At 65.1% G+C, this 22,471-nt stretch carries 12 protein-coding genes and 1 pseudogene; 2 read left to right on the plus strand and 11 right to left on the minus strand.

Annotated features, from left to right (window positions below):
• Positions 1 to 233 precede the first annotated feature (233 nt).
• Both mobF and ACFYMM_RS14570 read left to right on the plus strand, forming a co-directional pair.
• Positions 234 to 5,063 (plus strand): MobF family relaxase, encoded by a 4,830-nt coding sequence (mobF, locus tag ACFYMM_RS14565; protein WP_388386249.1) that lies wholly within the window; start codon positions 234 to 236, stop codon positions 5,061 to 5,063.
• 15 nt (positions 5,064 to 5,078) lie between these two features.
• Positions 5,079 to 5,378 (plus strand): hypothetical protein, encoded by a 300-nt coding sequence (locus ACFYMM_RS14570; protein WP_388386250.1) that lies wholly within the window; start codon positions 5,079 to 5,081, stop codon positions 5,376 to 5,378.
• Positions 5,379 to 5,463: 85 nt separating this feature from the next.
• Here ACFYMM_RS14570 and ACFYMM_RS14575 read toward each other — a convergent pair.
• The 11 genes and pseudogenes from ACFYMM_RS14575 to ACFYMM_RS14625 form a co-directional block, all read right to left on the minus strand.
• Positions 5,464 to 5,619: pseudogene (locus tag ACFYMM_RS14575) on the minus strand (IS630 family transposase); the annotation flags it as partial.
• Positions 5,620 to 5,646: 27 nt separating this feature from the next.
• On the minus strand, positions 5,647 to 6,480 hold the full coding sequence (locus tag ACFYMM_RS14580) for an HNH endonuclease (protein WP_388386251.1): 834 nt from the start codon (positions 6,478 to 6,480) through the stop codon (positions 5,647 to 5,649).
• Positions 6,480 to 8,051, minus strand: coding sequence for an AAA family ATPase (locus tag ACFYMM_RS14585; protein ID WP_388386252.1), 1,572 nt, complete (start codon positions 8,049 to 8,051; stop codon positions 6,480 to 6,482). Before ACFYMM_RS14585 ends, ACFYMM_RS14580 begins: the two co-directional genes overlap by 1 nt.
• A gap of 273 nt (positions 8,052 to 8,324) precedes the next feature.
• Positions 8,325 to 9,164 carry an abortive infection family protein gene (locus ACFYMM_RS14590; protein ID WP_388386253.1) on the minus strand — a complete coding sequence of 280 codons (840 nt, stop codon included), beginning with the start codon at positions 9,162 to 9,164 and terminating at the stop codon, positions 8,325 to 8,327.
• A gap of 322 nt (positions 9,165 to 9,486) precedes the next feature.
• Positions 9,487 to 12,219, minus strand: a complete 2,733-nt coding sequence (locus ACFYMM_RS14595) for an ATP-binding protein (RefSeq protein WP_388386254.1) — start codon at positions 12,217 to 12,219, stop codon at positions 9,487 to 9,489.
• A 123-nt stretch (positions 12,220 to 12,342) separates the two neighbouring features.
• Positions 12,343 to 15,054, minus strand: coding sequence for a DUF1156 domain-containing protein (locus ACFYMM_RS14600; protein ID WP_319648160.1), 2,712 nt, complete (start codon positions 15,052 to 15,054; stop codon positions 12,343 to 12,345).
• A gap of 1 nt (position 15,055) precedes the next feature.
• On the minus strand, positions 15,056 to 18,541 hold the full coding sequence (locus ACFYMM_RS14605; protein WP_388386255.1) for a helicase-related protein: 3,486 nt from the start codon (positions 18,539 to 18,541) through the stop codon (positions 15,056 to 15,058).
• 356 nt (positions 18,542 to 18,897) lie between these two features.
• On the minus strand, positions 18,898 to 19,383 hold the full coding sequence (locus ACFYMM_RS14610; RefSeq protein WP_388386256.1) for a hypothetical protein: 486 nt from the start codon (positions 19,381 to 19,383) through the stop codon (positions 18,898 to 18,900).
• Positions 19,384 to 19,581: 198 nt separating this feature from the next.
• Positions 19,582 to 20,808 (minus strand): DUF1173 family protein, encoded by a 1,227-nt coding sequence (locus ACFYMM_RS14615; protein ID WP_319648162.1) that lies wholly within the window; start codon positions 20,806 to 20,808, stop codon positions 19,582 to 19,584.
• Positions 20,805 to 22,013 carry a hypothetical protein gene (locus ACFYMM_RS14620; RefSeq protein ID WP_388386257.1) on the minus strand — a complete coding sequence of 403 codons (1,209 nt, stop codon included), beginning with the start codon at positions 22,011 to 22,013 and terminating at the stop codon, positions 20,805 to 20,807. Before ACFYMM_RS14620 ends, ACFYMM_RS14615 begins: the two co-directional genes overlap by 4 nt.
• Positions 22,010 to 22,450: a hypothetical protein gene (locus tag ACFYMM_RS14625; RefSeq protein ID WP_319647557.1), complete on the minus strand. Its 441-nt coding sequence runs from the start codon at positions 22,448 to 22,450 to the stop codon at positions 22,010 to 22,012. The genes ACFYMM_RS14620 and ACFYMM_RS14625 overlap by 4 nt, the downstream gene beginning before the upstream one ends.
• Between the last annotated feature and the right edge of the window lie 21 nt (positions 22,451 to 22,471).

Raw genomic sequence — 22,471 nt, forward strand, 5'->3', positions numbered from 1 at the left:
TCTGAATCACTTGATCTTGCCTGTGGATAACGCGAACTGCGGGTTTTCCGCAGGTCCGCTCAGGAGAGCGGACCTGCGGAAAACCGGGGGCGCTTCGCGGTCCGTGAAGAAGGAAGGTGCAGGTCGGCTCGTCGGCTCGGCTCGTTCCTCGCTCGCCAACTCCCCTTCCCTGTACCCCCCTTCTTCACGGTCAAAGCTCTTGCATTCACAATGACACAAGGTAATCTGAGTGCATGATGACCATCCACAAGCTCTCAGCTGGGGATGGCTATCGCTATTACACGAGCGAGACCATCACCGGCGATGTACGCCGTTCTCCCGACCGTGACCTGGGTGATTACTACACGGCGGAGGGAAATCCGCCGGGGGTATGGGTCGGTGGTGGAATCGCGGAACTCGGCGTCTCCGGGACAGTGTCCGAGGAGCAGATGGAGGCCCTGTACGGCGAGGGACTGCACCCGAACGCGGACGAGATCATCAAGACGGCCGTTGCCGAAGGGCTCTCACCCGCCGAGGCCACCCGCCGGGCACGGCTAGGCCGCCGCTTCTACCGGTACGACCAAACCGCCGGCCCCCTCGCAGCGAAGATCCAGGACGAGATCGAGGCCCTCGAAGCGCGCAAGGGCGCGGAGGCCACCGCCGATGAGCGTAAGAAGGTGCGCGCCAAGGCCGGCGCCATCGCCTTCCGGGCGGACTTCGGCCGCTCTCCCAAGGATGCCGAGGAACTCGCCCGCTACATCAGCGCGAACACCGCGTCGAAGCAGCAGGCGGTCGTGGGATACGACCTGGTCCTGCGTCCTCCGGAGGAGATCGGCAAGGGTCTGTTCGGTGAGGGCGACGAGGACGTCTGCCGGATCACGATGGAGTGCGACGAGGAAGCGGTCCTTGAGACGATCGGCTGGATCGAAGAGCACGCGCTCGCCACCCGCACAGGCATCAACGGCATTGCCCAGGAAGACGTGCGGGGCGGACTCGTCGCCTCCCTCTTCAAGCACTACGACAACAGGCTCGGCGAACCCCTTCTCCACCATCACCTGGTCGTGGCGAACAAGGTCCGCGGGACCGACGGCAAGTGGCGCTCGATCGACGGGAAGCTGCTGTACGCGATGGGGGTCGCCGCCTCCGAGTTCTACAACCAGATCGTGATCGAGAAGGTGTGCGCGCGGCTCGGGCTGGAGGCCGAGGAGCGTGAGGTCACCCCGGGCAAGCGGCCGGTCATGGGGATCAAGGGTTTCGACCGCGGGGTGCTGGAGCCGCATTCGAAGCGCACGCGGGACATCGGCACGCGGCTGGAGGAACTGCTACAGGCTTACCGTCAGGAGCACGGCAAGGAGCCGGGGACTGCGGCCCGGATGGCGCTCATCCAGCAGGCCACGCTGGAGACCAGGCCGGCCAAGAAGAAGGGGCGGTCCCTGGCTCAGTTGCGGGTGGCATGGCGCAGGCAAGCCATCGCCGCCGTCGGCCGGGAACGGGTTGACGCGCTGCTGCGTACGGCGCAGGTCGCGGCGTCCGCACCCGGTGACGGAAGCAGCGACCTGTCCGAGATCGATGTGGTGCAGGCCGCTGAGGACGTCCTTGCCGTGGTGTCCGATGGGCGAGCGGTGTGGGGCGAGCGGCATGTGCTGGCGGAGTCGCGACGTCACGTCGTGCGGCTCACACGAGGTCGCAGCTCAGCGGCCGACGGGCTCGCCGAGCGCATCACCGAACGCGCTCTGGCTCATGGTTCGCTGAGCATCACGCCTCCCGACCTGCACCGGCCGTTCGCGCCTCTTCTGCGGGCAGACGGTACGAGCATCTACCGGCGCCGCGAGTCCGTCTTGTACACCTCGCGTGAGGTCTTGGCCGCAGAAGACCGCGTCTTGAACGCCGCGCGCACCGTGGTGGTCCCCGCGCTCGCCGGGGACCGGTTCACGGAGGTCGCCGACCACTTCAAGGGCCATGAGCTGGATGCCGGGCAGCGTCGGCTCGCGAAGGCGTTCGCCTGCTCCGACCGCCTCGTCGTCGGCGGCATCGGCCCCGCCGGCGCGGGCAAGACCACCGCACTCCAGCTCGTCCGCGATGCAGTGGCGGCCGGGGGCGGACGGCTCATACCTCTTGCCCCCTCCTCACGCGCGATGAAGGTCATCGAAGGCGACCTCGGCACCACGGCGTACACGCTGCACGGCTGGCTCGCCCAGCGCGAGCAGCTGACCGAAGGCAGCATCGTCCACCGCGTGTTGAAACGCCGCAGCAGCAAGCGCCGCAAGACCGTCTCGGAGGAATACGCGCTGCGCCCTGGGGACGTGATCGTGGTGGACGAGGCGGGCATGGCCGGTACACGAAACCTCGCGCGCGTGGTGGCCGAGGCCGAGTCCGCCGGCGCCCTGGTCCGACTCATCGGAGATCCCGCGCAGCTCGGTTCGATCGAGTCGGGAGGCCTGCTACGCCAACTCGCCCGCACTGTCGGCGTGGTGGAGCTGGAAGAACTCCACCGCTTCCAGACCGAGGGCGAGGGGGAGGCAACCCTTGTCCTGCGCGAAGGCGACCCGGCTGATGCCTGGAGCTGGTACCTCGACCAGGGGCGGGTCGTGGGCGGCAGCCGCGAGGAGATGCTCAGCGCCGTCTTCGCCGGGTGGCAACACGACGTCCAGGCCGGTCTGAAAGCGCTGATGATGGCCGACGACGCCGAGATGGTCCGCGAACTCAACCTGCGAGCCCAGGCCTTCCAACTCGTCTCCGGCCGCCTTGACTTGAGCCGGACCGCGCGGTTGCGCGACGAGCTCCAAGCCGCGGTCGGCGATGTCATCGTGACCCGCAAGAACCAGCGCAAACTCTCCCTGCTCGGGGGCCGCGACTATGTCAAGAACGGCGACCAGTGGCTGATCGAGCGGATCGACCAGCGCGGAAACGCTCACGTCATACACACCGGCCACGGCGGACGGATCGTTCTGCAGCGCGGCTACCTGCGCAGGCACGCCGAACTCGGGTACGCATACACCACACATCGAGCCCAGGGGATCACGGTGGCAGCCGCCCACGGCCTCATCAGCGCGCGCACCTCGCGGGAAGCTGCGTACGTCGAGGCGACCCGGGGGAGCCAGTCCAACCACATCTATGTCGTCACCGACGACGCCCAGAACATGCGCGACGTCCTGGACACCGTGGCCCACAGCAGCCAGGCCTCCGTCTCCGCCCACGAGATGATCGAGGCCGAACAGGAACGCGCCTACAGCATCGGCCAGCTCGTCGCCGAGTACACCGACGTCTACGCCCGCGCCACCAGCCAGCGGCTGCAGAGCCTCACCCGCCGTGTCCTTGGGCCCGAGGCTGAGATGTTCATCGCCGCGGACGCCTGGGAGGTCGCCAAGCGCTCGTTGCGCGCAGCCGAAGCCGAAGGCTGGGACCTCGGCCAGCTCATCCGGGTCGCCTTCGACGAAAGGGACTTCGCGGACGCGGACGACCCGGCTGCCGTGCTCGCCTGGCGCATCGACTACCGCGTCGAAGCTGGACAGAAGGCAGCTGAACGAGCCGCCCGCCGGGAGGCCCAGCCGGGCGGCAGCCGCCCACTGAAAACGCTCAGCACGGAACAGCTGCAGCGCCTCCTGGAACTCGCCGAGCAGCACCGCCGGACCGCCCTGGAGGAACTGCTGCGCGCGGACGCCGCCGTCGACAGCCAGCCCCGGCCGGTCGTGGCAAACGGACTTCCCCACCCCGCCTGGCCCGACCGAGCACACGGACACCTCACCCGGGCCCAACTCGCCGCAGCTATTGCCCAGGTGCGGGCCCGCATCCGCCGCGCGGAACACGAAGGGGACCACGAAACCGAACGCGCCGCTGCTGCGGAACACGCCCTGCTGCGGCGCGAGCAGCAGCTGCGCAGGGCGATGCCCGCACGCGAACGGATGCGCGAAGACTGGCAGCGCGAACCTGGCCGTGGCGCCGGCCACACCGCCCGCCAGCCCGTGGCAGCCACACGCGCCGAACGCACGGCCAACCTCCAGAGCCAGGACACGGCCCGGGAACGACTCAAGCGCGCCCAGCTCATCGCCGCCAAAATCCGAGCCGAACAACGGCTGCGCGACGAGCTCCCGCACCATCCGGCACCGGTCCTGGACAACAGCGGTCACCTCCCCGACTGGATCGCTCCCTCCGCCGCCGTACGGGACATGGACACCCCGGAAGGCTGGCGTCAACACCTGGTCGAAAGGCGCTTCGTGCTCTCCGAACGCCTGGAACAGATGGGACTTGCTCTGGCCGAGTCCCCACCGCCGTGGACCCGGGTCCTCGGACCGGTCCCCGTCAAGGGAACCGACCTTCGCGAACAGTGGGAGCGCACGGCGGCGGTAGCGGACGTGTGGCGCATCCGCCACGCTCTGGGAGACGACGTTCCCGGCATTGGTGAACAGCCGGCTGATCCCCGCGACGCCCATGCCTGGTCGATCTTCCAGCACCGCATCGCCGAGGTCGGCCGCCGCGCTCGCGCATCCGCAGCCGCGCGGCACCGGCCCGACGAGCCGTCCGGCGGGATGCGGATCGCCGCTCGCACGGCCGAGAACTTCCAGTACCGACTGCTCGACGCCCACGTGTCCGAACCTGAGGACCGGGAGGCGGTATCGGCCGCCGCCGCAGCATTTGCCGAACTCGCCCTGCGCCGGGCCCTGGAAGGACAGGAACCTGTTGAGGAGTGGGTCGAGCAGATTCCTTCGCCAGACTCGGAGGACACCGCTCAGCAGGAGCAGTGGCAGCAACTCGTCGCAGCTCTCGCCGCCTATCGGATGCTGCACCAGATCGACTCCGACGAGCCTTTGGGAGAGACTCCTGATGAGGCCGAAGAGCGGGAGCAGTGGTCGGAACTACACGAGGCCATGACGCTCTTCCAGCGCTCCCGCATCCAGCAGCGCCTGGAAGAAGTCCGGGCCCACCGAGACGCCGAACGTGCACGTCGCGGCCTGGCCCCCGTCACACCTGGCGTGCCAGCGGACGGCTCCGTCCGCCGGCGGCGGGCCGACACCACACAGGACGAACAGAACCACCACCGGCGCCACGGCCCCAACCCGGGACCGCGCAGAGGACCGGGAACGTAGTGAGGAGATGAAGGAATGGACGAGAAGGACGAGAACGTCACCGCCAACGAAGGACTCACCGAAGAACAGCGGGAACTTCTCACGCAGTTCGCCGCCCGGCGAGCCGCCCGGCTCGCCGTAGCCACCGGACGAACACCGGAGCAGTCGGAACTTGAGGCCCGCCTGCACGAGATGGACGAGGCCTTCGCCGCGCGCCCAGACCGCGACAACCCGCTGGTCCAGGAGAATCACGAACTCAGGCGGTACACAACGATCCTCGAAGAAGCCGTACGGGCCTTCATTGTTGGCGAGTTGGTCGCCGACACGAGGCAATAGCCAACTTTGCCACCGGGATGCCCGAGCTTCGCCCGGACGTCGAGCCCGATGCGGTGTCCACCGACGTGCCCGCCACGGCGATCGGGCGGGAAGCGGCCGAGTCCCTTTCCGGGGACTCCTTCCACGTCTTGGTCCGCTGGAAGGTGACGCTGCAGCGGGCGAGCATGCACCGTAACGCCTCGCGGCCGATCCGGATGACACGGCCGTGTACTTGCCGCAGGTAGGCAGCGAGTCTGCGGATGGGCTGGCTTCATTGCGGATGCGACGGCTACTCCAAAGCGAAGCCGCCATCGATGTACCAGGAACTACTAGCCAGGGCCTGGTACATGGCGGCCCGCCACAGGTTCGGATCTTCCTCGGCCAAGCCGGCGGCCTCGTCCCGCAGGTGATCGCCGACCATCGAAGGGGCCTTGCGTTTGAGGATGTAACGGAGGCTGCTCATTTCCCGAGCTGCCTGGGATCCGTACAGGGACGCGAGTCCGAATGTACGGAAGTGCCTGTGAACCCGCGTCGTGAGGATGCTGTCCCACGCGGACGGCGGATTCACATAGAATTCGACAGCTGCGGGGGCCACTTCGTGGACACGGGCGAAGAGCCACTTCTCCTTGCCGACGTCGTCGAAATAGGGGTGGAGTGTCTGCTCACCCGCGCTCTTCGGAGCGGTCTCGCCCTTCACCGTGTTGCACTTGTGACACGCGGGAACCAGGTTGAACGGCACGACGGACAGCAGCGGATACGCCGTCTTTGGCAGCTGATGGTCGAGGGTCTCTACATCCCGGTGACCGCACAGAGGGCAGCGCCCCAAGGGCGCTGCGGCCTTCAGCTTGTCGTACTCGTCCCTTCCCGGATTACCCTTGCGGGACATACGCTGCGTGTAGTTCTTGGTCAGCTCGGCTCTGTCGGCCTTGTCACTGGGCTTGACCTTGAGGTCCGCCAGTGTGTGGAGGGCAGCCGCTGCGGCTGCGGTTTCGAACCGGTCGGCGGCATTGACCACCTCCTCTTCCAGCGCCTTTAGTCGCGTCTTGGCCTTCGGCCGGGACTTGCTTATACAGGTCAGGTAGACCGTGCGGGCCGAGAGTTCAGGGACTGGCAAAGCCCACATCAGATCCGACCCTCCCAGCTCGCGGGTCCGTCTGAGTCTCGGACAGCGATGAGGGATCGGACGATAGCCTTGGCCTCGCCGCCAAGCTGACCGTTGAACCGTCCAAGAACGTGCTCGTACGAGAGCCCCTGGCGTACCGCGGCCTTCAGATCACGGTGAAATCCGGAGTCGGTCACTTCAAGCCCGAACACCTCGTGAGTGAGCACGCCGACATTCTCGCCGAACGTCTCGATGGTGGGGCGGTCGGCGACCAACTGGTTGCCATGGCGCCTCAGTTTCCACACGCAGGACGCCGGAACCTCTTGGAGGACGACGGGCGAGTGCGTGGCAACAACCGCCAGACCGTTACGGTCCGCGAGCAGGTCGGACAGAGCACGTATGAACGCGGCCAGCAGCGGCGGGTGCAGATGGGATTCCGGCTCATCGATGATCACCAGCGAACGCTCAGTGACGTGCTCGACCAAGCGGGTCATGGTCAGCAGGACAACCTTGTGACCCGAACTGAGACTACTGAACAACTGCCGCGCTTTGCGCCGGCGGACATTCGCGCTCCGGGTGGCCTGGAAGTCCGCCAGCCATACCTCGTCGAGGAGGCCGTTGCCAGCGTATTGCAAGGTTCGCAGGGCTTTAGCCCACCGATCTGCCCGCTCCCCGGTCAGGCAGGCCTCCACGCTGTCCGCGAAGTCCTTCTTGATCTGACCCGATGTTTTTACCCGTGGCGCACGCGATCCGCCAGTGGGGATCTTCAGCCCGACGTAGGCGTAGGAGATGGCCACATCGTCGTCGTGGATGAGCGGGAACTCGTCGAAGGCGCTGAAGGTGACGCTGACCAGGTTCGCGAAGGAACTGCGAGTGCCTCGGTTGTACTCAATGATGCGGCCGACGTCTTCCTCCGGAGCTTCATAGTCGCCCACACAGCGTGTCAGGCTGTTCAGGAGGTAGGACTTGCCGACGCTGTTGCGGCCGGTTAGCACATGGATGTTCGTGGACGGTCGCGAGTTTGGAGACACCTCGAACGGAAGGATCACCGACTTGCCCCCGCCTCCAGCGGGGACTGGAGCCTCGTAGGCCACCTGGAATCCCGAGACTCGAACCCCGCCCTGCGCGATGCGGCGAAACTGTTCTTCGACGGCGGTCGGTTTCAAGAACCGCATGAGTGAATCGCGTGTCACTTGCTCGTGCTGGACGCGGTCGAAGATGCTCTCGTTGAAGGCCATGTCCTTCAGCGCGGTCAGGACTAGCACGCGAATGTTGTCGCCGAGTTGGCGCAGGCGTTCGTAGTACGAGTCATCTTGGCCCAAGGAAAAGTGCCGCTCCCCGAGTACTTCGAAGCTCTCAGGCATGCGCGCAACGCGGCCTGGGCCCTCGCTACTCTGATCTCGCCCTGGGTGCATCCCCAGCTCGCCGATCTTCACCTCGCCGATCCCGTGGCGGCGTCCGTCCTCGTCGTAGATCACCAGGTGGAACATGGTGACGAAGCCGTGGTCGTTCCATGCATCTCTGACAAGCAGGGCCTGCGACCGTACACCCTTCGGTTGTCGTTGGCCCCGCTCCACGACCGTGAACTGCACTCTTCCTCCGTGCCTTGTCCCGCCCGCGCTCCCACACGGCCGGCCACTGCTTACACACGCGTGCGGCCGGACTCAGACAGGTCAGCGTAATCGCACCGGCCGCAACCACTCCAATGTGTGTGGCCTCCGGAGGAGCGGACCGACTCGGCCACGTCGCACGCTTTTTCAGTTGGTGATCGCCCCCACTGCAAGCCCCCAACGAGAAGCGTCCGTGCAGCGGAGCGAGGGCGACGTCGTACTACAAGAGGCGTCTGTCGGGGCGATGCTGACTGGCTACGCCTGCTCCGCAGCGTGGGCCTCGATGTAGAAGGTCGCAGCAGTGACGGCCGCGGACACTGCCAGCCGCGCCGTCGCAACATCCAGCGTGGGACGTTGGCTTAGTCCGTGACCGGTCCCGAACCCAGCGTTCCGTAGCTCCGCGATACTGTTCACGAGATTCGTGAGAGCGCCAAGCGCCTTGCGGCGCTGTACGGCCCCTGGTTCGCTGCCCTTTGCTCCCGCCGGATCCAGGCCCAGAGCAATGTTGGCCTCCTTCAGCAAGTACGGAATTTCCTTCTTCGTTTCTGGTCCGTTGCCGTGAAGACCTAGCACTGCCTTAAGGACGGTCTCCAGCAATTCCTTGGCTGATCCGATCGCTTGCGCTGGGTCGTCTCGGATGCCACGCCGGATACGGGCGGCATGTTCGTCGACATCTGCAAGGCCGAGTTCCTTGGCTGCCGCCTGTAGTTCATCCACACCTACGTCAGCCACTTGGCTGCCATAGATGTCGCTGAAGAGGACAGGCTCGTACTGGGCGAGCCACTCAGGGAGCCCAAGCATTCGTTCAGCGACGGCGAAGTTCGCTGCATCGATGGCCCTGGTAGCGATCCGGTATGGACCGTCACCGACGGTCCGGCCAGACGGCCGGATAATTTCCTCGACCATGTCGAGCACATGGCCCGAATAGTCCTCGTCATTCCAGTCCAGACTGCGCAGCAGTCTGGGGTGCTCCCGGACTCGGTCGGCGCAACCCGTCTCGTAGGCAAGTGCTAGCCAGTCCCCACGAGTGAACTTGGCCTCAATGGCCTTCGCGACCGCGAGCACGACCTTCTCCGGCTTCACATCATGCTGCATCGTCTCTCCCCGCACCAATTCAACAACTCACCGTATCGGCGAGCAGGCAGTGCGCACCCGTATTTTCCAGCGACCGGCGCCCTTCCCCTTGATGCAAGGGACTTGGCATCGGACGTTCAGGCCGCCGCCGCAACGGGCCCCACCGTGCGCTCGCGAACTTCGCGCTCCTGGCGGCCTACGACTCCAACCAGCGGCGAATTGGCCGCCTTGACTGGCAACCGAGCCGCGGTCAGATACCCAGAGCTCGGCGACCCGTCGACTCGGCGCTCAACCATCTGCCCATGCGCGCACTGCTGATCCATCTGGGACAACAGTGCGTGCACTACTGCGTGTTGACGTCGAGATTCTCGGTTGCTTCCTCTAGGGGCTCTACCAAGCCGTTCCGGAAGGAGACCCGGTCGTACTCCCCCTCCGCGTGGATGTTGATCTCGATGCGAACTTGGCCCGGCTGATCCCCAAGCCAGGAAAGCGCGCGCCGCAGGTTGAAGAGACCAGACCTATCGAGGACCGCCTCAATGTCCGCCACTCGAACACTGTCACCGGGAGTTGGGGCAGAGGGAGCGCCGCCGCCAGACGTGCCTCCTTGCGGACTTGGAGTCGGCGCCGCCGGCGTGGGCTGGGGGGCTGATGGCTCATCGGACTCGGGGGCCTTGGGGGCGGGCTCAACGGTCGCCTGCAGACACTCATGGGCGTAGTCATGCCAGAGGATCGCTGCATCGTCTGAGAGATCGATCTCATCGACTGTGAGGCGTTCCCCGAAGCGGATCTGCCGAGCATCGCGGGGAGCAACCTCTTCCCCTTCTCGCACAAGCCCGACCGTGTAGCCAAGTTCGGAGGTCTTGACTGCGTTCGCGATGGCCGAGGCGATGACCTTCTTGTCCCAAAGCTTGGTGAACTCGTAGTAGCTGTAGAACCAGTCCACCAGGTCAGCGCAGATGACCGCCTTCCGGTCCGGCCCCAGGCCCGCCAAGGCGACGAGCTTCGCGGTGGTGACAGAACTGAACACGCGCTGGCTGAGGGCTTCCACTACACGTTCGTGGAGGGCACGGCCTGCTGCCAGCATCGTGCGGAGATCTGAAGGCTCAAGCACATAGGGCGCGTCGCCTGACCTCGATCGCGTGGGGATGGCCACGGTGCTGTAAGCGGCGCCGATGGCCGCAGAGCCGTCGCGTCGAGCGTTGGCCGCCTTATCTTGAAGTTCCTCGATCTGCTCGGCACTGAAGTTGTACTTCTTGTGCTGGTCCAGGAGTGATTTGGCGGCCAATCGCAGCCGTATGGCGTGGCGGGCGAGGTCGAACTGGGCCTTGTCCGGCAGGACCAGGGCGAGTCCGTTGCGGTATCGCCGTGGACTTCCCTTGCCGGCTTGTTCAATGAACTTCTCGGGCGAATCACGGTCTTCAGACCAGTCCGGATGCAGGTAGGCAACCGTGAACAGGGGACGCTCGTCAGGGATGCCGCCAGGCGTCTCCGGCCACAGAGCTACGCCCCTATTGCCTTGCAGCTGCTTGTCAAGTTCCGCACGAACCTCGGTGAGCACCTCATTGGAGCTGAGCTTGCTGGCTTCGTCCCGTACGAGTTTCGTCAGGTTGGGAGTCGGCTCGAACCGGTAGCGCCGTCCCGTGTAGTGGAGGTACAGCTCCTCCTCACGGAGATCGTGCAATGCGGAAATGACGATGTTCCGGGTAAGGCCGGGAACAAGGACACTTCGAACGAGGTCCGATTCGAGAACGCCCCGGTCTTCGCCCTCACGTGCCCCGAAGCTGTAGAGCATGATGGCGGTGGCAACGCGCGTCCCCACCCGAAGCTGTGCGATTGTCGGGCTGTCAGCCCCGAGCGTCCGGTCCACCGTCGTGCACCCCGCGCCCTCCGAGGTAACGTCGCTCGACAGCACGGACGTGTACCGCTCCCTCTCGCCCACCTGGGAGAAGAATGCACCCCGAGACGCCTCATCAGTGAAGTCGACGTCACCCGGCCCAATGAGCGGACTCTTCGCTCCCGACTGCCACAGGGCGTGGACGACTGCCGCCAAGAACTGCAACGCGCCACGGGTTCGCTGATATGAAGGCAGAGACCCCCAACGGTGGTACATGAGATCAAGCAGGTCGGGATGCAAGGGATACGCGGCCAGTACCCGGTTCTCCAGGGAGTCTGCCGCAGCCTCGGCTTCTCGGCGTGCGTCCCCGGTTTCCGCGGTGGCCAGCAGCTGCCTCCGAAGGACGTCGGAATACGACCGTGCGACCTCTCGGTGGATCTCCTCGTCGCCGAGCTCGGCAAAGAGCCGGCGCTGAACAACGCGGAGTACCTCGTCGCCTGACACCGGCTCGCGCTTGGCATCAACTCGGGCAACGAGCTTGTCCAGGTCGCTCAACAACCCCTCAGCGCCGACGGCCTCACCGACACTGGCCTGAAGGCTGTAGACCATGGCGGCACGAGGCTGGGCGCTGATGGCCTCCGTGAGCGCCTGAACGAACAGCATTGCCTGACGGCCAGCGGTGGACTCCGCCCGCTGAAGCGCCATGGCCTTCTCGACATAGATCAAGACTTCGTCGAGGAGGATGAGGGTCGGACCGTCACCAATGACCTGCCGGAGGACATCCCCGCCCGGGGCCGACCCCGTTAGATCGTGTTGTTCAACAAGCTCGTAACGTCCGAGCTGCGCTGCGAGTTCTCCCCAAAGAGTGTGGGTCTCGACTCCTGTCGCGCTCATCGGTGAGAGAGGGTCGAGTTCCTCTCCAGACAGCACGGCGATCTGCACGTCGCCTGGATCAGCGATGTCCTTCAAGTCCGGGCATGCAGCAACGGAGGCGGCGCGGTCGCGAACCAGGTGGAGGAGGGCGACAAGGCTGTGCGTCTTACCGCCGCCGAAGGGAGTGCGGAGTTGAAGGACGTGGGAGCCGGTTCCACCCGCGAGGACGTCCATGACGTCCGTGAGCAACTCGCCCATTTTCTTGGTGAGATACGTCGCCTGGTAGAACCTACCGGCGTCCGTGTAGACGGGTGCAATACCCGGTCGGCCTCTGAAGACCCCGGCCAGGTTGGCCGCGTAGGTCCCCATGTCGAGGACGCCTGCCGCAACGTCATCATGCGGACGTGCAACCTGCGTCCAGGGCGACAGCCGATAGCTCGAACTCACAGCGTTCCAACCCCCTGTACTTCAACGTTGTGGATGGCCAGCACCTCAGAGCAGCCCCCGTTCACCAACGATCGTCCTCCACGACACCAGCAGCCGCTCTGCCGCGCTGGCCTCTCGGCTCTTCGTCTCGCTTGAGCTGGCACGCAGGGCCCGACCTGCCAGGGTCTGGATGACTTGACGGAGCGCGACAGCATCGACGTTCACGGACATCAGATAGGGGCGAACCTCCCCCGGACGGTGTTCTGCACGCCAAAGGACAGCATGTGCGACATCGATGAGGGGCGGCGCGGCGGATGACTCAATCTCGTAGAGCGGCATCGTCCCGCTGGCTTCGGTGTCTGGCTGTCCCAGGCGACCGTCATCGCCACGGTCTTCGAAGTCTCTGAGGACGACGGTGGATTTGACCTTATCCACGAGCGGATTGGGACCTGTTGTGAGGCCGCCGGATCCGTCGAGGTTGGCGCCGGTCATCCGGGCGAGGTTGTTGGCCTCATCGAAGGGGACTGCCGCGTACCCGTAGGAGTACTGGGCCGCCACGTAGTAGCGGGTAACGGGGTCCGTGCCGGCAAGCCCCTCGAAGAGCGCGTCCAGAACACGGCTCTGGACCATCTCCAAGAAGGTCTCAGCGGGCAGCACTTCACCATTGTCCTGCTCGACGCGTTCGTACCGGGTCAGGGCCCGAAGGCCAGCCCCGACGATGGCAATGACCAGGTCCGAGCCCGTGATGCCGAGCTCCTCCAGCCGTGCACGGCGCTCCAGGATGATCTGGCCGAGCTCGGCCATGACCTCGGCTTCACTGCCTACACCTGCGTCGGGCCTGCGCTTACGCGCGACAAGGAAGATCGACGAGGCGAGACTGGCCGTTCCGCGACCGACGGCCCTCTCCGGCATCTCGGTGTCGAGGGGCCACGCCTCAGTGATCGTGAAGCCTGCGCTCTTGAGCGACTCGACCAGGCTGGACCAACCTGAGGTGGTCTTGTGCGCGTACACACAGACGAGCGGTGCGCCGGGCTTGAGTACCCGATGAGCTTCCTTGAACGCCTTCTCCATGAGGTCTTCGTAGTGCCGACGCGCGTCATCCTTGCTGCCGGAGTGGCGATAGGCAGCGACCACTGCCTCGTTCCTCTTCGGCGTCAGCTCCCCGCCGAGATCCGTGGGGTACAGGAAACCGACAGACCGCTTCAGCCAGACATAAAAGAAGTCAGACAGGTCCGCGTACGAGATGTTGTCGTAGTACGGCGGGTCCGTGATGACCGCGTCCTGGGAGTCGCTGGGCAGCGGGAGAGAGGCAGCGGACCCACGAACAACATTTGCAGCGTTCGGAAGAGTAGACAGCCGTTCGATGAGGTCGGCGGTTTCCTTGAGGTACTTACGCACGTCCCCAGAGGCCCCGGCGAACGGGTTGGCCTCATAGAAGTCCCACACCATCGGCAGCGCCTGGCGGGCGAACGTATTCGTTCCACCCTCATTCTTCGTGTCAAGGCGGCACAGGTTCGACAGTCGGTCCGCGACCCGGTTCAGTGCCATGGCCAATGCCGTCGACAGTGCGGCTGCACGCCCCGGCTCCATGCCCTCGTCACAGGCCTTGTCGTGCACGGTGCGAATACCTGCGGCCAATGTACTCAGCGCAAGAAGCTGCCGAGGAGTGAACAGATCACGGTACTGAGAGAACCCGTAAACCATGCACGTACCGCCTGTGATGCGCATGGTGCCGGGAAGCGGCTCGTTGAGCGGCTCAACGTCCAGTTCCTCAAGGCGCTTCAGGCACTCCGCATCGTCCGGGAGTTCGTATTCGCCAACAGCTAGGTAGTCGCGTCCCCGCCGACCCGGCTTTGCCGCGAGGGCTGCCAGCGGTGCCGTACCCATGCGGCCGGCGCGGGCCTCGTCCTTGACGTGCTTGCTCGTCACCGGTGCGCCGCAAATGCGGCAGGTGACTTGGCCGCCTCGCGAGCCTTCAGCGGGGTCAAATCCAAGATCATCTTCAGTCGTTCCCGTAACCACTTCGTAGCGCAGCGACAACGCATCGCGGTCGACCACGGGCTTGAGGGCAACGACTCGATTCTTCTTCCGGCCAAGCCAGGTCTGCCGCACAAGATGGGCGTCGTGCTCCGGCGCCGCTGGGTTCGGGCAGCGCACGGTGCGTGTCCACAGGTACGCCAGGGGGAGACGCTGCTCGGTTTCATCGTCGGCGAGGAGGTGCTGCTGTCCAGTGCCACCGTCGACGGTCGGGTAGAAATCCGACAGGTCGCGCCAGGCCGCGTCGACCCAGATCTGACCCCACTTACGCACGTCGTCAGCGAGACCGGGATAGCTCTGCGGAAACTCCAGGAGCATGCGTTCGATGAGGTGAGCCACTGGGTTCAGCTCATTGGCCGTAACCTCGCACCCCAGGCGCAGGGCCTCCAGGGGGATAGCGCCTCCGCCGGAGAAGAGGTCGACCACCTTCGGCGGCCCATCCTTGCTAGCCGCGAGTACCTCGCTACGCGCCGTGCGAATGGCGTGGTCTTCGGCACCCCACGTGCACAGCGCGTCGAAGAAGATCGACTCTTCATCGAGCGTGCGAGTCCGCCCTTCCGCCGGCGCAAGGGCGGAGTACACGGCAGCGCGGGAGGCTGCGAGAGGTCGACGAGCCCACCAGAGGTGCAGCGATGCGGGGTGGCCGACACGACCGCCCACCTTCTCGCTGGCGCTCGTGCGGCTGATGACGTCGATCGGGATGACGTCTTCGATGAGCCGCTTGTCACTGCTGTCGCGCACTCTATTCCTCTCGCTCCGCAGCTCTCGTCTCTATAACCGCGTGAGCTCGGATGCTAGCGCCTGGTACGCGATAGCCGGTAACCTGCCGGATTTCGGACACATTAGGCAGCGTGTGGTAAGGGTCCTGCACCCTCATCAGTACAGGGTTCGTCGTCGAGCTGTAGACGACGTAGAGCCAGAAGCCTGCTGCCCATCGCTGGGCGGCGTACCACTCGGTCCGGTACAGGCCCACGTCGCCCGAGGCGGCACTGCGGCCCTTCACCTCGATGCGGCGCACCTGTGAGCTGCCGTCGGGAAGCGTCCGTGTCGAGCGAATGTCAAAGCCGCTGCCGTCCATCAGGTGTCCGAGGTATTCGGGCTCCCAGCCCTGCTCCGCCTCGAAAGCCATCGCGACCTCGACCGCGGCCTCCTCGACTTCCTTGCTGTTGGGACGCATGACGTCGACGTCTGGGTGCTCTGGCCTGTGCGGCGGCACCACAGAGGCAGAGCCGAGGTGCGTCACCTTGCCTGAGCGCACGACGCCGAGGCGGTTGAGGGACTCCAGTTTTGAGGCCCGTCGATGCTTCAGCTCCTTGAGCTGCCGTGCAGCGTTGTCCCGCTGGAGCCGGTACGAGTCATCACCTGCAGCGACCTTGGCATCGTAGGTGTCCCATCGGCTCTCCAGCCGTCGCTTCTGCGCGTCCATCGCCTCCTCAAGGTATGAGGCGCGGAGTTTGGCTTGATCGAGCCGGCTGTTTCGCTCCGCCGTACTCCGCGAAAGCTGGACCTCCACGCGCAGCCAGTCGGTCGCGGTCTTGATCTGGTCCGGCGAAAGAGCGGCTGCCTTCCGCGCTTCCACAGGGGTCGCGGGCGTAAGCGTGTGAAGGACATCTGCCGGTCCCCGGTGCAGGCCGTCCTGGTCCTCTATCACCGCCACGACCTCAGCGAACGCGAGCTCCGAGGCGCCGTGGACGTCCTCACCCACCACTTCATATGCAAAGAGGTGGACGAAGTATGGGGCCAGAGCACCCGGGTCGACGAACGCTGCAGCACCCTGGGGGACGTTGTCAGCAGCAAGATCGCGTTCTAGCGACTCTGCAAGCGCCGCGAACAGCGGGTGGCCGGGCGAGCACAGCACCGAGTCCTCGTGCTCGACGCGGCTTCGTTCCTCCTTCCGGAAGGTGAGCTTGCGGTATTCGGAATCCGGGCGGCCCCGGTGCTTCACAGCCGCAAGGTCTTCGCTGCGCAGAGCGACGGGGACATGCTCGATGCGGAGCAGCTGATCCGCTCGGCGCTCAACACGAAGGCGCTGGCGACTGGCGGCACGCAGGAAGAACGCCTCCGCGTATTCCGGCATGAGCCGACGCTCGTCGGAGAGGAAGTTCTGGCCGCGGACCCAGTCGATGTCCACATACTTCTTCGCCAGGGCGATCCCTGTGTCCTTCTCGTACTCGGCCAATTTCTCCGAGTTGAGCCGGTTGATCGCGGCGACTGCGGCATCCCTGTTGGCCCGGGTGGGGTTCGCGAGTGTCTCCTTGACGAGCCGTTCGAAGTCGATGCCGTTGATCGTGAGGAGCTCGCCGATCACGTCGTAGACGCGGCCATCCAGGTCGGCGCGCATCGCTTCAAGGCGGGCGTGGAGACCTGCCAGCAGCTGGCCCTCAACCGTATTGGTGGCACAGAAGTTGAAGATCCAGCAGTCTGCGCTCTGACCGATACGGTGCACCCGGCCCATGCGCTGCTCCAGGCGCACCGGGTTCCAGGGCAGGTCATAGTTGATCATCAAATGGCAGAACTGGAGGTTGATTCCCTCGCCGGCCGCTTCGGTGGCGATGCAAATCTGCTTGTTCTGCCGGAAGTCGTGCTGGATCCGCTTCCGCTCCGTTGGAGAGTGACCGCCATGGATGGTGCAGACGGAGTAGCCCTGCCGACGGAGGTTGTCTTCCAGGTAGCTCAGGGTGTCGCGGTGCTCCGTGAAGATGAGGAGCTTCCCGCGGCCGTCCCGCAACTCCTCGAACTCTGCCCTCGCCAGACACTCTCGCAGAGCCACCAGCTTCCGCTCATCCCCCTGGGCTCGGACCCTGTCCGCGTGGGAGACCAACTTACGGAGTTCGCTTACTTCAGTACGCAGCTGGGAGATCTGTTCCGCGCTGCTCACCTCGGTGGCCAGGGCATCATCGACGATCTCGTCAATGTCGTCCGACTCCGCTTCCCCATCGTCTTCGAAGTCTGAGTCCGCCGGCATACGCCCCAAGGCGGCCAAACGCCGGTTTCGATCAGCGGGGTCCATTGCAGTCAGCTGATCGACCAGATCACTCAAGCGGTCGGCTCGCTTGGCCAGCGAAGACCTGATAGCACCCAGGCTCGACGCGAGACGACGCTGGAGAACAGTGCGCGCGAGAGCGACCGCGTTACCCCTCGATCCCCCACTCGACCCCAGGTAGGTGTTCACGTATTCAGTGACATCCTGGTACAGCGCATATTCTGCGGTCGAGAGCTGGAACGGCTGAGTACGGACATGCCTCTCGACAAAGAGCGCGTGATTCTGTTCGTCTACAAGGTCTTCCTTCTGACGCCGCAAGAAGTACGGATTCCCGTCATTCGAAATCTGCTTCTTCACGAGGTCAGGTGTCGAGAACTGATCGGGATCCAGCAGCCCCAAGAAGCGCGTAAACCTGTCCTCGTCACCTGAGTGTGGTGTCGCCGTGAGCAGCAGCAACCGATCTGCCTGCTGCGCTACCCCCTCCACCAGGACGTACCGCTTCGTCTTGACGACCCTCTCCTCACGGCCGCGCTTCGTGAATGCCGATGCTTTGTGGGCTTCATCAACGATGACCAGGTCCCACTGGGCACGGAGAAGTTCATCGCGCACGTCGTCACGCTTGGCAAAGTCGATACTACTGATGGCCATAGGAAAGCGTTCCCAAGGGCTCTGTCCGAGCTGATGGCGAACCTGCTCACCTGACACGATCTCGAACTGCTCGTCGAACTTGTCGAGCATTTCATCTTGCCACTGTGTGGTGAGCGGAGCCGGGCTGAGGATCAGAATTCGCTCCACCGCCCCTCGGAGTTTCAGCTCCTTGAGTAGCAGCCCAGCCATGATCGTCTTGCCTGCACCAGGGTCATCCGCGAGCACAAAACGCAGCCTGGGCTGAGGCAGCATGTGCCGATAGACCGCTTCAATTTGATGCGGCAGACCGCGAACGCCACTCATTGAAACAGCGAAGAGCGGATCGTGAGCAAATGCGTGCTTAATTCGCTGTGACTCTACCCACAGGAACAGATCTTGCGCGTTGACCAGCTCAGGTTTTGGTGCGACCTTCGCAAGAGCCGCGTCAAGTTCAGATTCCAGCACCTGAGTTTCATCGGGCGCCCCATTGGCATGACGGACCCTGACGAGAAAGACGCCGGTCCCGATCGACTCGACGTGCTCCACTCTCACGGGGTGCGCGAAGTGGCCATCGAGCATGATCAAGCGATTCTTGGCCCGCTCGCCCACATCACTCACGGTCCGTCCCTCCGTCACTCCCGTAGCAGCCAAGCCCAAACCTAACCGATGCCAGTGACAGGGCCGCCGGGCTCATCGCGTCCCAACCGAAACCGACGGAGGACACGACTGCTCCGGACCCTGCCGACAAGACTCCCGACCACCCTCGTGGCGCCCCCGAACGGTGCGAGACCCGGCCAGCACGCCAAGCCACATTCCCTAGATCGACCACCAGTGACGTGACAACGGTCGCGATGGGACGGGGCGCTCTCCCCGATCAGTACGGTCGCCGCTCGGACGGCGACGACGGCCCCGTAGCCCAGAAGACAGCCGAGGGGTCAGCTACTCAGCCGCAAAACGCAATGCCGCGTAGTTACTCAAACACTCAGGCCGAAGTCTTCAGGCTCGGGGCCGCCCCGGGAGTGCGGCTGCCGATAGGTCTTCCCAGGGGGCAGGTCGCCCCCTCCATCGCGGCGGTAGTTCTCCTGCGCTGTCGGACTCGCCTGACGATCTCCGAGGTCCACGAGGGCCCCCTTCACCTGATGCCGCTCGGGGCCTCGGCGTTTTGAACCCTCGACCACAGGAGCAGGGGACGGATCGACGTCCTCGGCTCCAGCGTCAGGCGGCAGTTCGAAGTTCTCGATACCCCTGCCAACGCCCGGCCTTCTGGCGAGAACCTCTGCCAAGACGGCCGTCGCTACGGCCATCGCAGCGACGGCGACCCTCTCGTCCTTGAGGAAGCCCTTCACAGCCTTCACGGCGCCGGCAACACGCTTCCCCTTGCCGTCCTCCCTGCGGGCGGCCTCGTCAGGCTCGGCGGAAGTCTGGTCGTTGGCTTCTGGGGTCTCTGCAAAGTCGTCCACCCACACAGATGTACCGGACCCGCCCTTCAACTGTCCGATAATTACCCGACATCGCCCAATCAAGTTCAGCAGGCGGCGAGGATCTGGGCGGCTAGCTACAGCCACGCTCAGGCTATGGCCAGGTTTGGTCGGAACGCGGGGTGCACGCAGACCACAGCGCCACCCAACTCCCGCGTGACGCGGGCAATCCCCTCACAACTAGCGGCGCCGAACCTCAGGAATCGAGTCGCCTACGTCCCACTCGATCAACCCGGCACCTTGGCGTTGGTAGTGGGCCTGCTTCACACGCTTACGCTGGTCATAAGACTCCCTGCCATGGATTCCGTACACCTCTACGTAAGAGTGGGGGTGAACGTCGGTGAGGACGAAATCCGGGAATACGAGATCGCTCCCGTCGTATCGCACCGGTTTGACGTAGGCACGTCCGGCGTCGGTGAGCGCGTTGGCCATGACGACTTCGTGACTGGAGTCGGCGGGTATGTACAGCTTGCTGACCAGCATGGCGGCCATGTCGAGTACCCGGACGTTGCCCTTTGGGCTGAGTTCGACCAGGAACAGGCCAATCCGGCGGGCTCCGTGTTCGTCCGCGGCTGCGGAGAAGGCCGGTCGGTACGAGCGGCGGAGCCGTGCGTCGAGAGCTGCGGTGGCGAACAGGGCGCCGCGGTGGTGAGCCAGCGCGTATTGGACGCCGTACCGGCTCGGTCTGACATCTCTGATCTCGCCGAGGATGAGTCCCCGCCTCTGTGTGTCTCCGCGTCGTTTCAGGCGGGCCGTGCGAAACGTCTCGAAGGCAGCGGTGTTGCGGCGGGCGTACTGCTCCTGGAAGGGCGGCACGACGTACAGGGTCGCGGCCAACTCCTCGTGGTTGATGGAGCATCCGGCGATCTGCTCGCTCAGCCGGGCGTGGCAGACCCACCAGGTGCGTCGTCGCCAGCGAGGATGCCAGGCGGTGAGTTGGGTTTCCTCCCACAGCCAGTGGAGAAGGCCGAGCAGGCCGACGGTGCGGCGGGCACGGCCTTCTCGTTGTTCGGTGGAGGTTGTGGCCGGCTCCGGGGCGCTGAGCTTGCGGGCGAGTGCGGCGGAAAAGCGGATAGCGACGCCGTCGTCGGACTCGTGGATGGCTTCCGTGCTGTAGCCGTCGCGTCCGGTCAGTTCTGAGGCGAGTTTGTGGAAACTGCAGCTGGGGTCGTGCAGTTCGCCCTCGCCCGGCCAGCCAGCCAGGTGGTAGCGGCCGGCCCGACTGCATCGTATGACTAGTCGGAGTGCTGGTGTCTGGCAGAGGCATTGGCCGTGGCCCACCTCGGCCCTGGCTCGGGCGAAGAGGGGTGCGTAGTCGGCGGCGTGTTCTCGAAGCACGATGAGCGGCAGTGCCTTGTCCGCGAGTCGTACGCGATCGGCTCGGTCAGCTTGGGAGGGTGCGGTCATCTCTGCACTCCTCCATAACTGGGTCCGGTCGTGGGCCGGTGGTGCTGCAGTTCTTCCTCTGCCTCGCTGTGACGACGACGCCGGACGATCTTTAGCATCATCTGAATGGCCGTCTGGTCGGGGTCTGGGGTCTCGTCGGAATCGAGTTCCTCGGCCAGATCACGCCGCAGGACGGCCTCCTCCGCCCGTTGGCGTTCGGTGAGCCGCGAGCGCCGTTGAATCTCCAGCGTGATGCGCTGTACCTCTTCGACGAGCTCCTCGACGCGTTGCGCCGCGTCGGCAGCTTCTGGGGGAACAGGCATTCCTTCGGGGAGTTGCTCGGCCAGCTGCCGAAGCCTGTGGGAAGCGGCCATAGCCCTGACCATGGCCTCGCCCCGCCGGCTGCTCAGCTCCGGCGGGCTCAGCAACGCCAAGGACTCCGCGCGTGCCAAACGCACGAGAGCGGCCAGGACTTCTGCCTGGTCCAGGACCTCCACACCGGCGGCCACGCCCGGGTCCAGGCGGGTTGCGTTCAGCTCGGCCGACGCGATCTGGTCTGCCCAGGCCAGCAGGTCGGCACGCAGGCGTTTTACGGCCTGCGGCTCTACTCCGTATGCGGTGAACGCCGCGTCCGGGATGTCAGCTACCTGCGCCAGGCGCACGTACAGCTCTTGGCGCATCTGCGCCTCGGGGATCTGGTGGAGCCCCGCCATTCCCTTTACATAGTCGACCAGGTAGGAGGCGACGCCTGCGAGCCCAATGTGTCGGGTCAGCACGGAGAGGTCTACGAAGTCCTTGGCGGTGAGGCGATGTTGGGGTGCCTCAATCTTGGCGTAGAGAAGGTCGCCGACAGCAGCGACCGCTATGCCGTCGACGGTGACGGTGTCGAAGTAACGAGTCATGCGGGCGAGTTGAATGGTGACGCTGCCATAGAGGGCGTGTGTGGCCAGCAGATCGCTGTTCTGGTCGCATTGCGCGACCGGGTGATACGCCCAGGTCCGTGTTTCCTCGACTCGGTAACCCTGAGCGGTCAGCGCGGCGACAACAGCTGCCCTCACTGCCGGAGCGTCTTGAACCTGGTCTGTGAACACGTCGATGTCGTGTGCGGGGCGGGCCCCGGCGATGCCCAGGGCATGGAGTGCCAGCGATCCGGAGAGGTGGTAGCCCTTCCGGCCGCAGGCGGTAAGTACGATCCGGGCGACCGTGATCATTGCGTCGGTGTTCACGCTGCGGTCAGCTCCGGGAAGCGTCGCTCCCACACCTGCGCGACGGACTGCGGTGCGAGCCGTCGTGGCCACAGCCGCAGCAGAATATCGCGGTTGATCAGCGCTGCCTGCTCGGTCGCGGTTCCTCGTACCAGGAGTCTGCGGTACAGCACGGCACACAGTGCCGCGTCCGCCACGTCCACGAGTGCGGGCACGTCTCCGTCGACCAGATGACGGGGAACGCCAACGACGCCCGATCCGGGTCCCGTGAGAGCGCCAAGATCCGCTACCACCTCGAACCCCTGGAACAGGAGAAGGTCGCTCACGCCTGGCGCGGTGAGCGCGTGAGCGATGTCCTCGGGCATGAGTCCCTGGCGGGCGGCTTCGTCGATCACTCCCTGCTCGGCGCCTCGCAGGCGCGCCACTCGCGCGAAATCGGGCCGGGGGGTGCTGGCCATGTAGTCCGTTCTCCTTTGGTG

The sequence above is a fragment of the Streptomyces sp. NPDC006739 genome, assembly GCF_042869815.1.
In the GTDB taxonomy this organism is placed as follows: Bacteria; Actinomycetota; Actinomycetes; order Streptomycetales; family Streptomycetaceae; genus Streptomyces.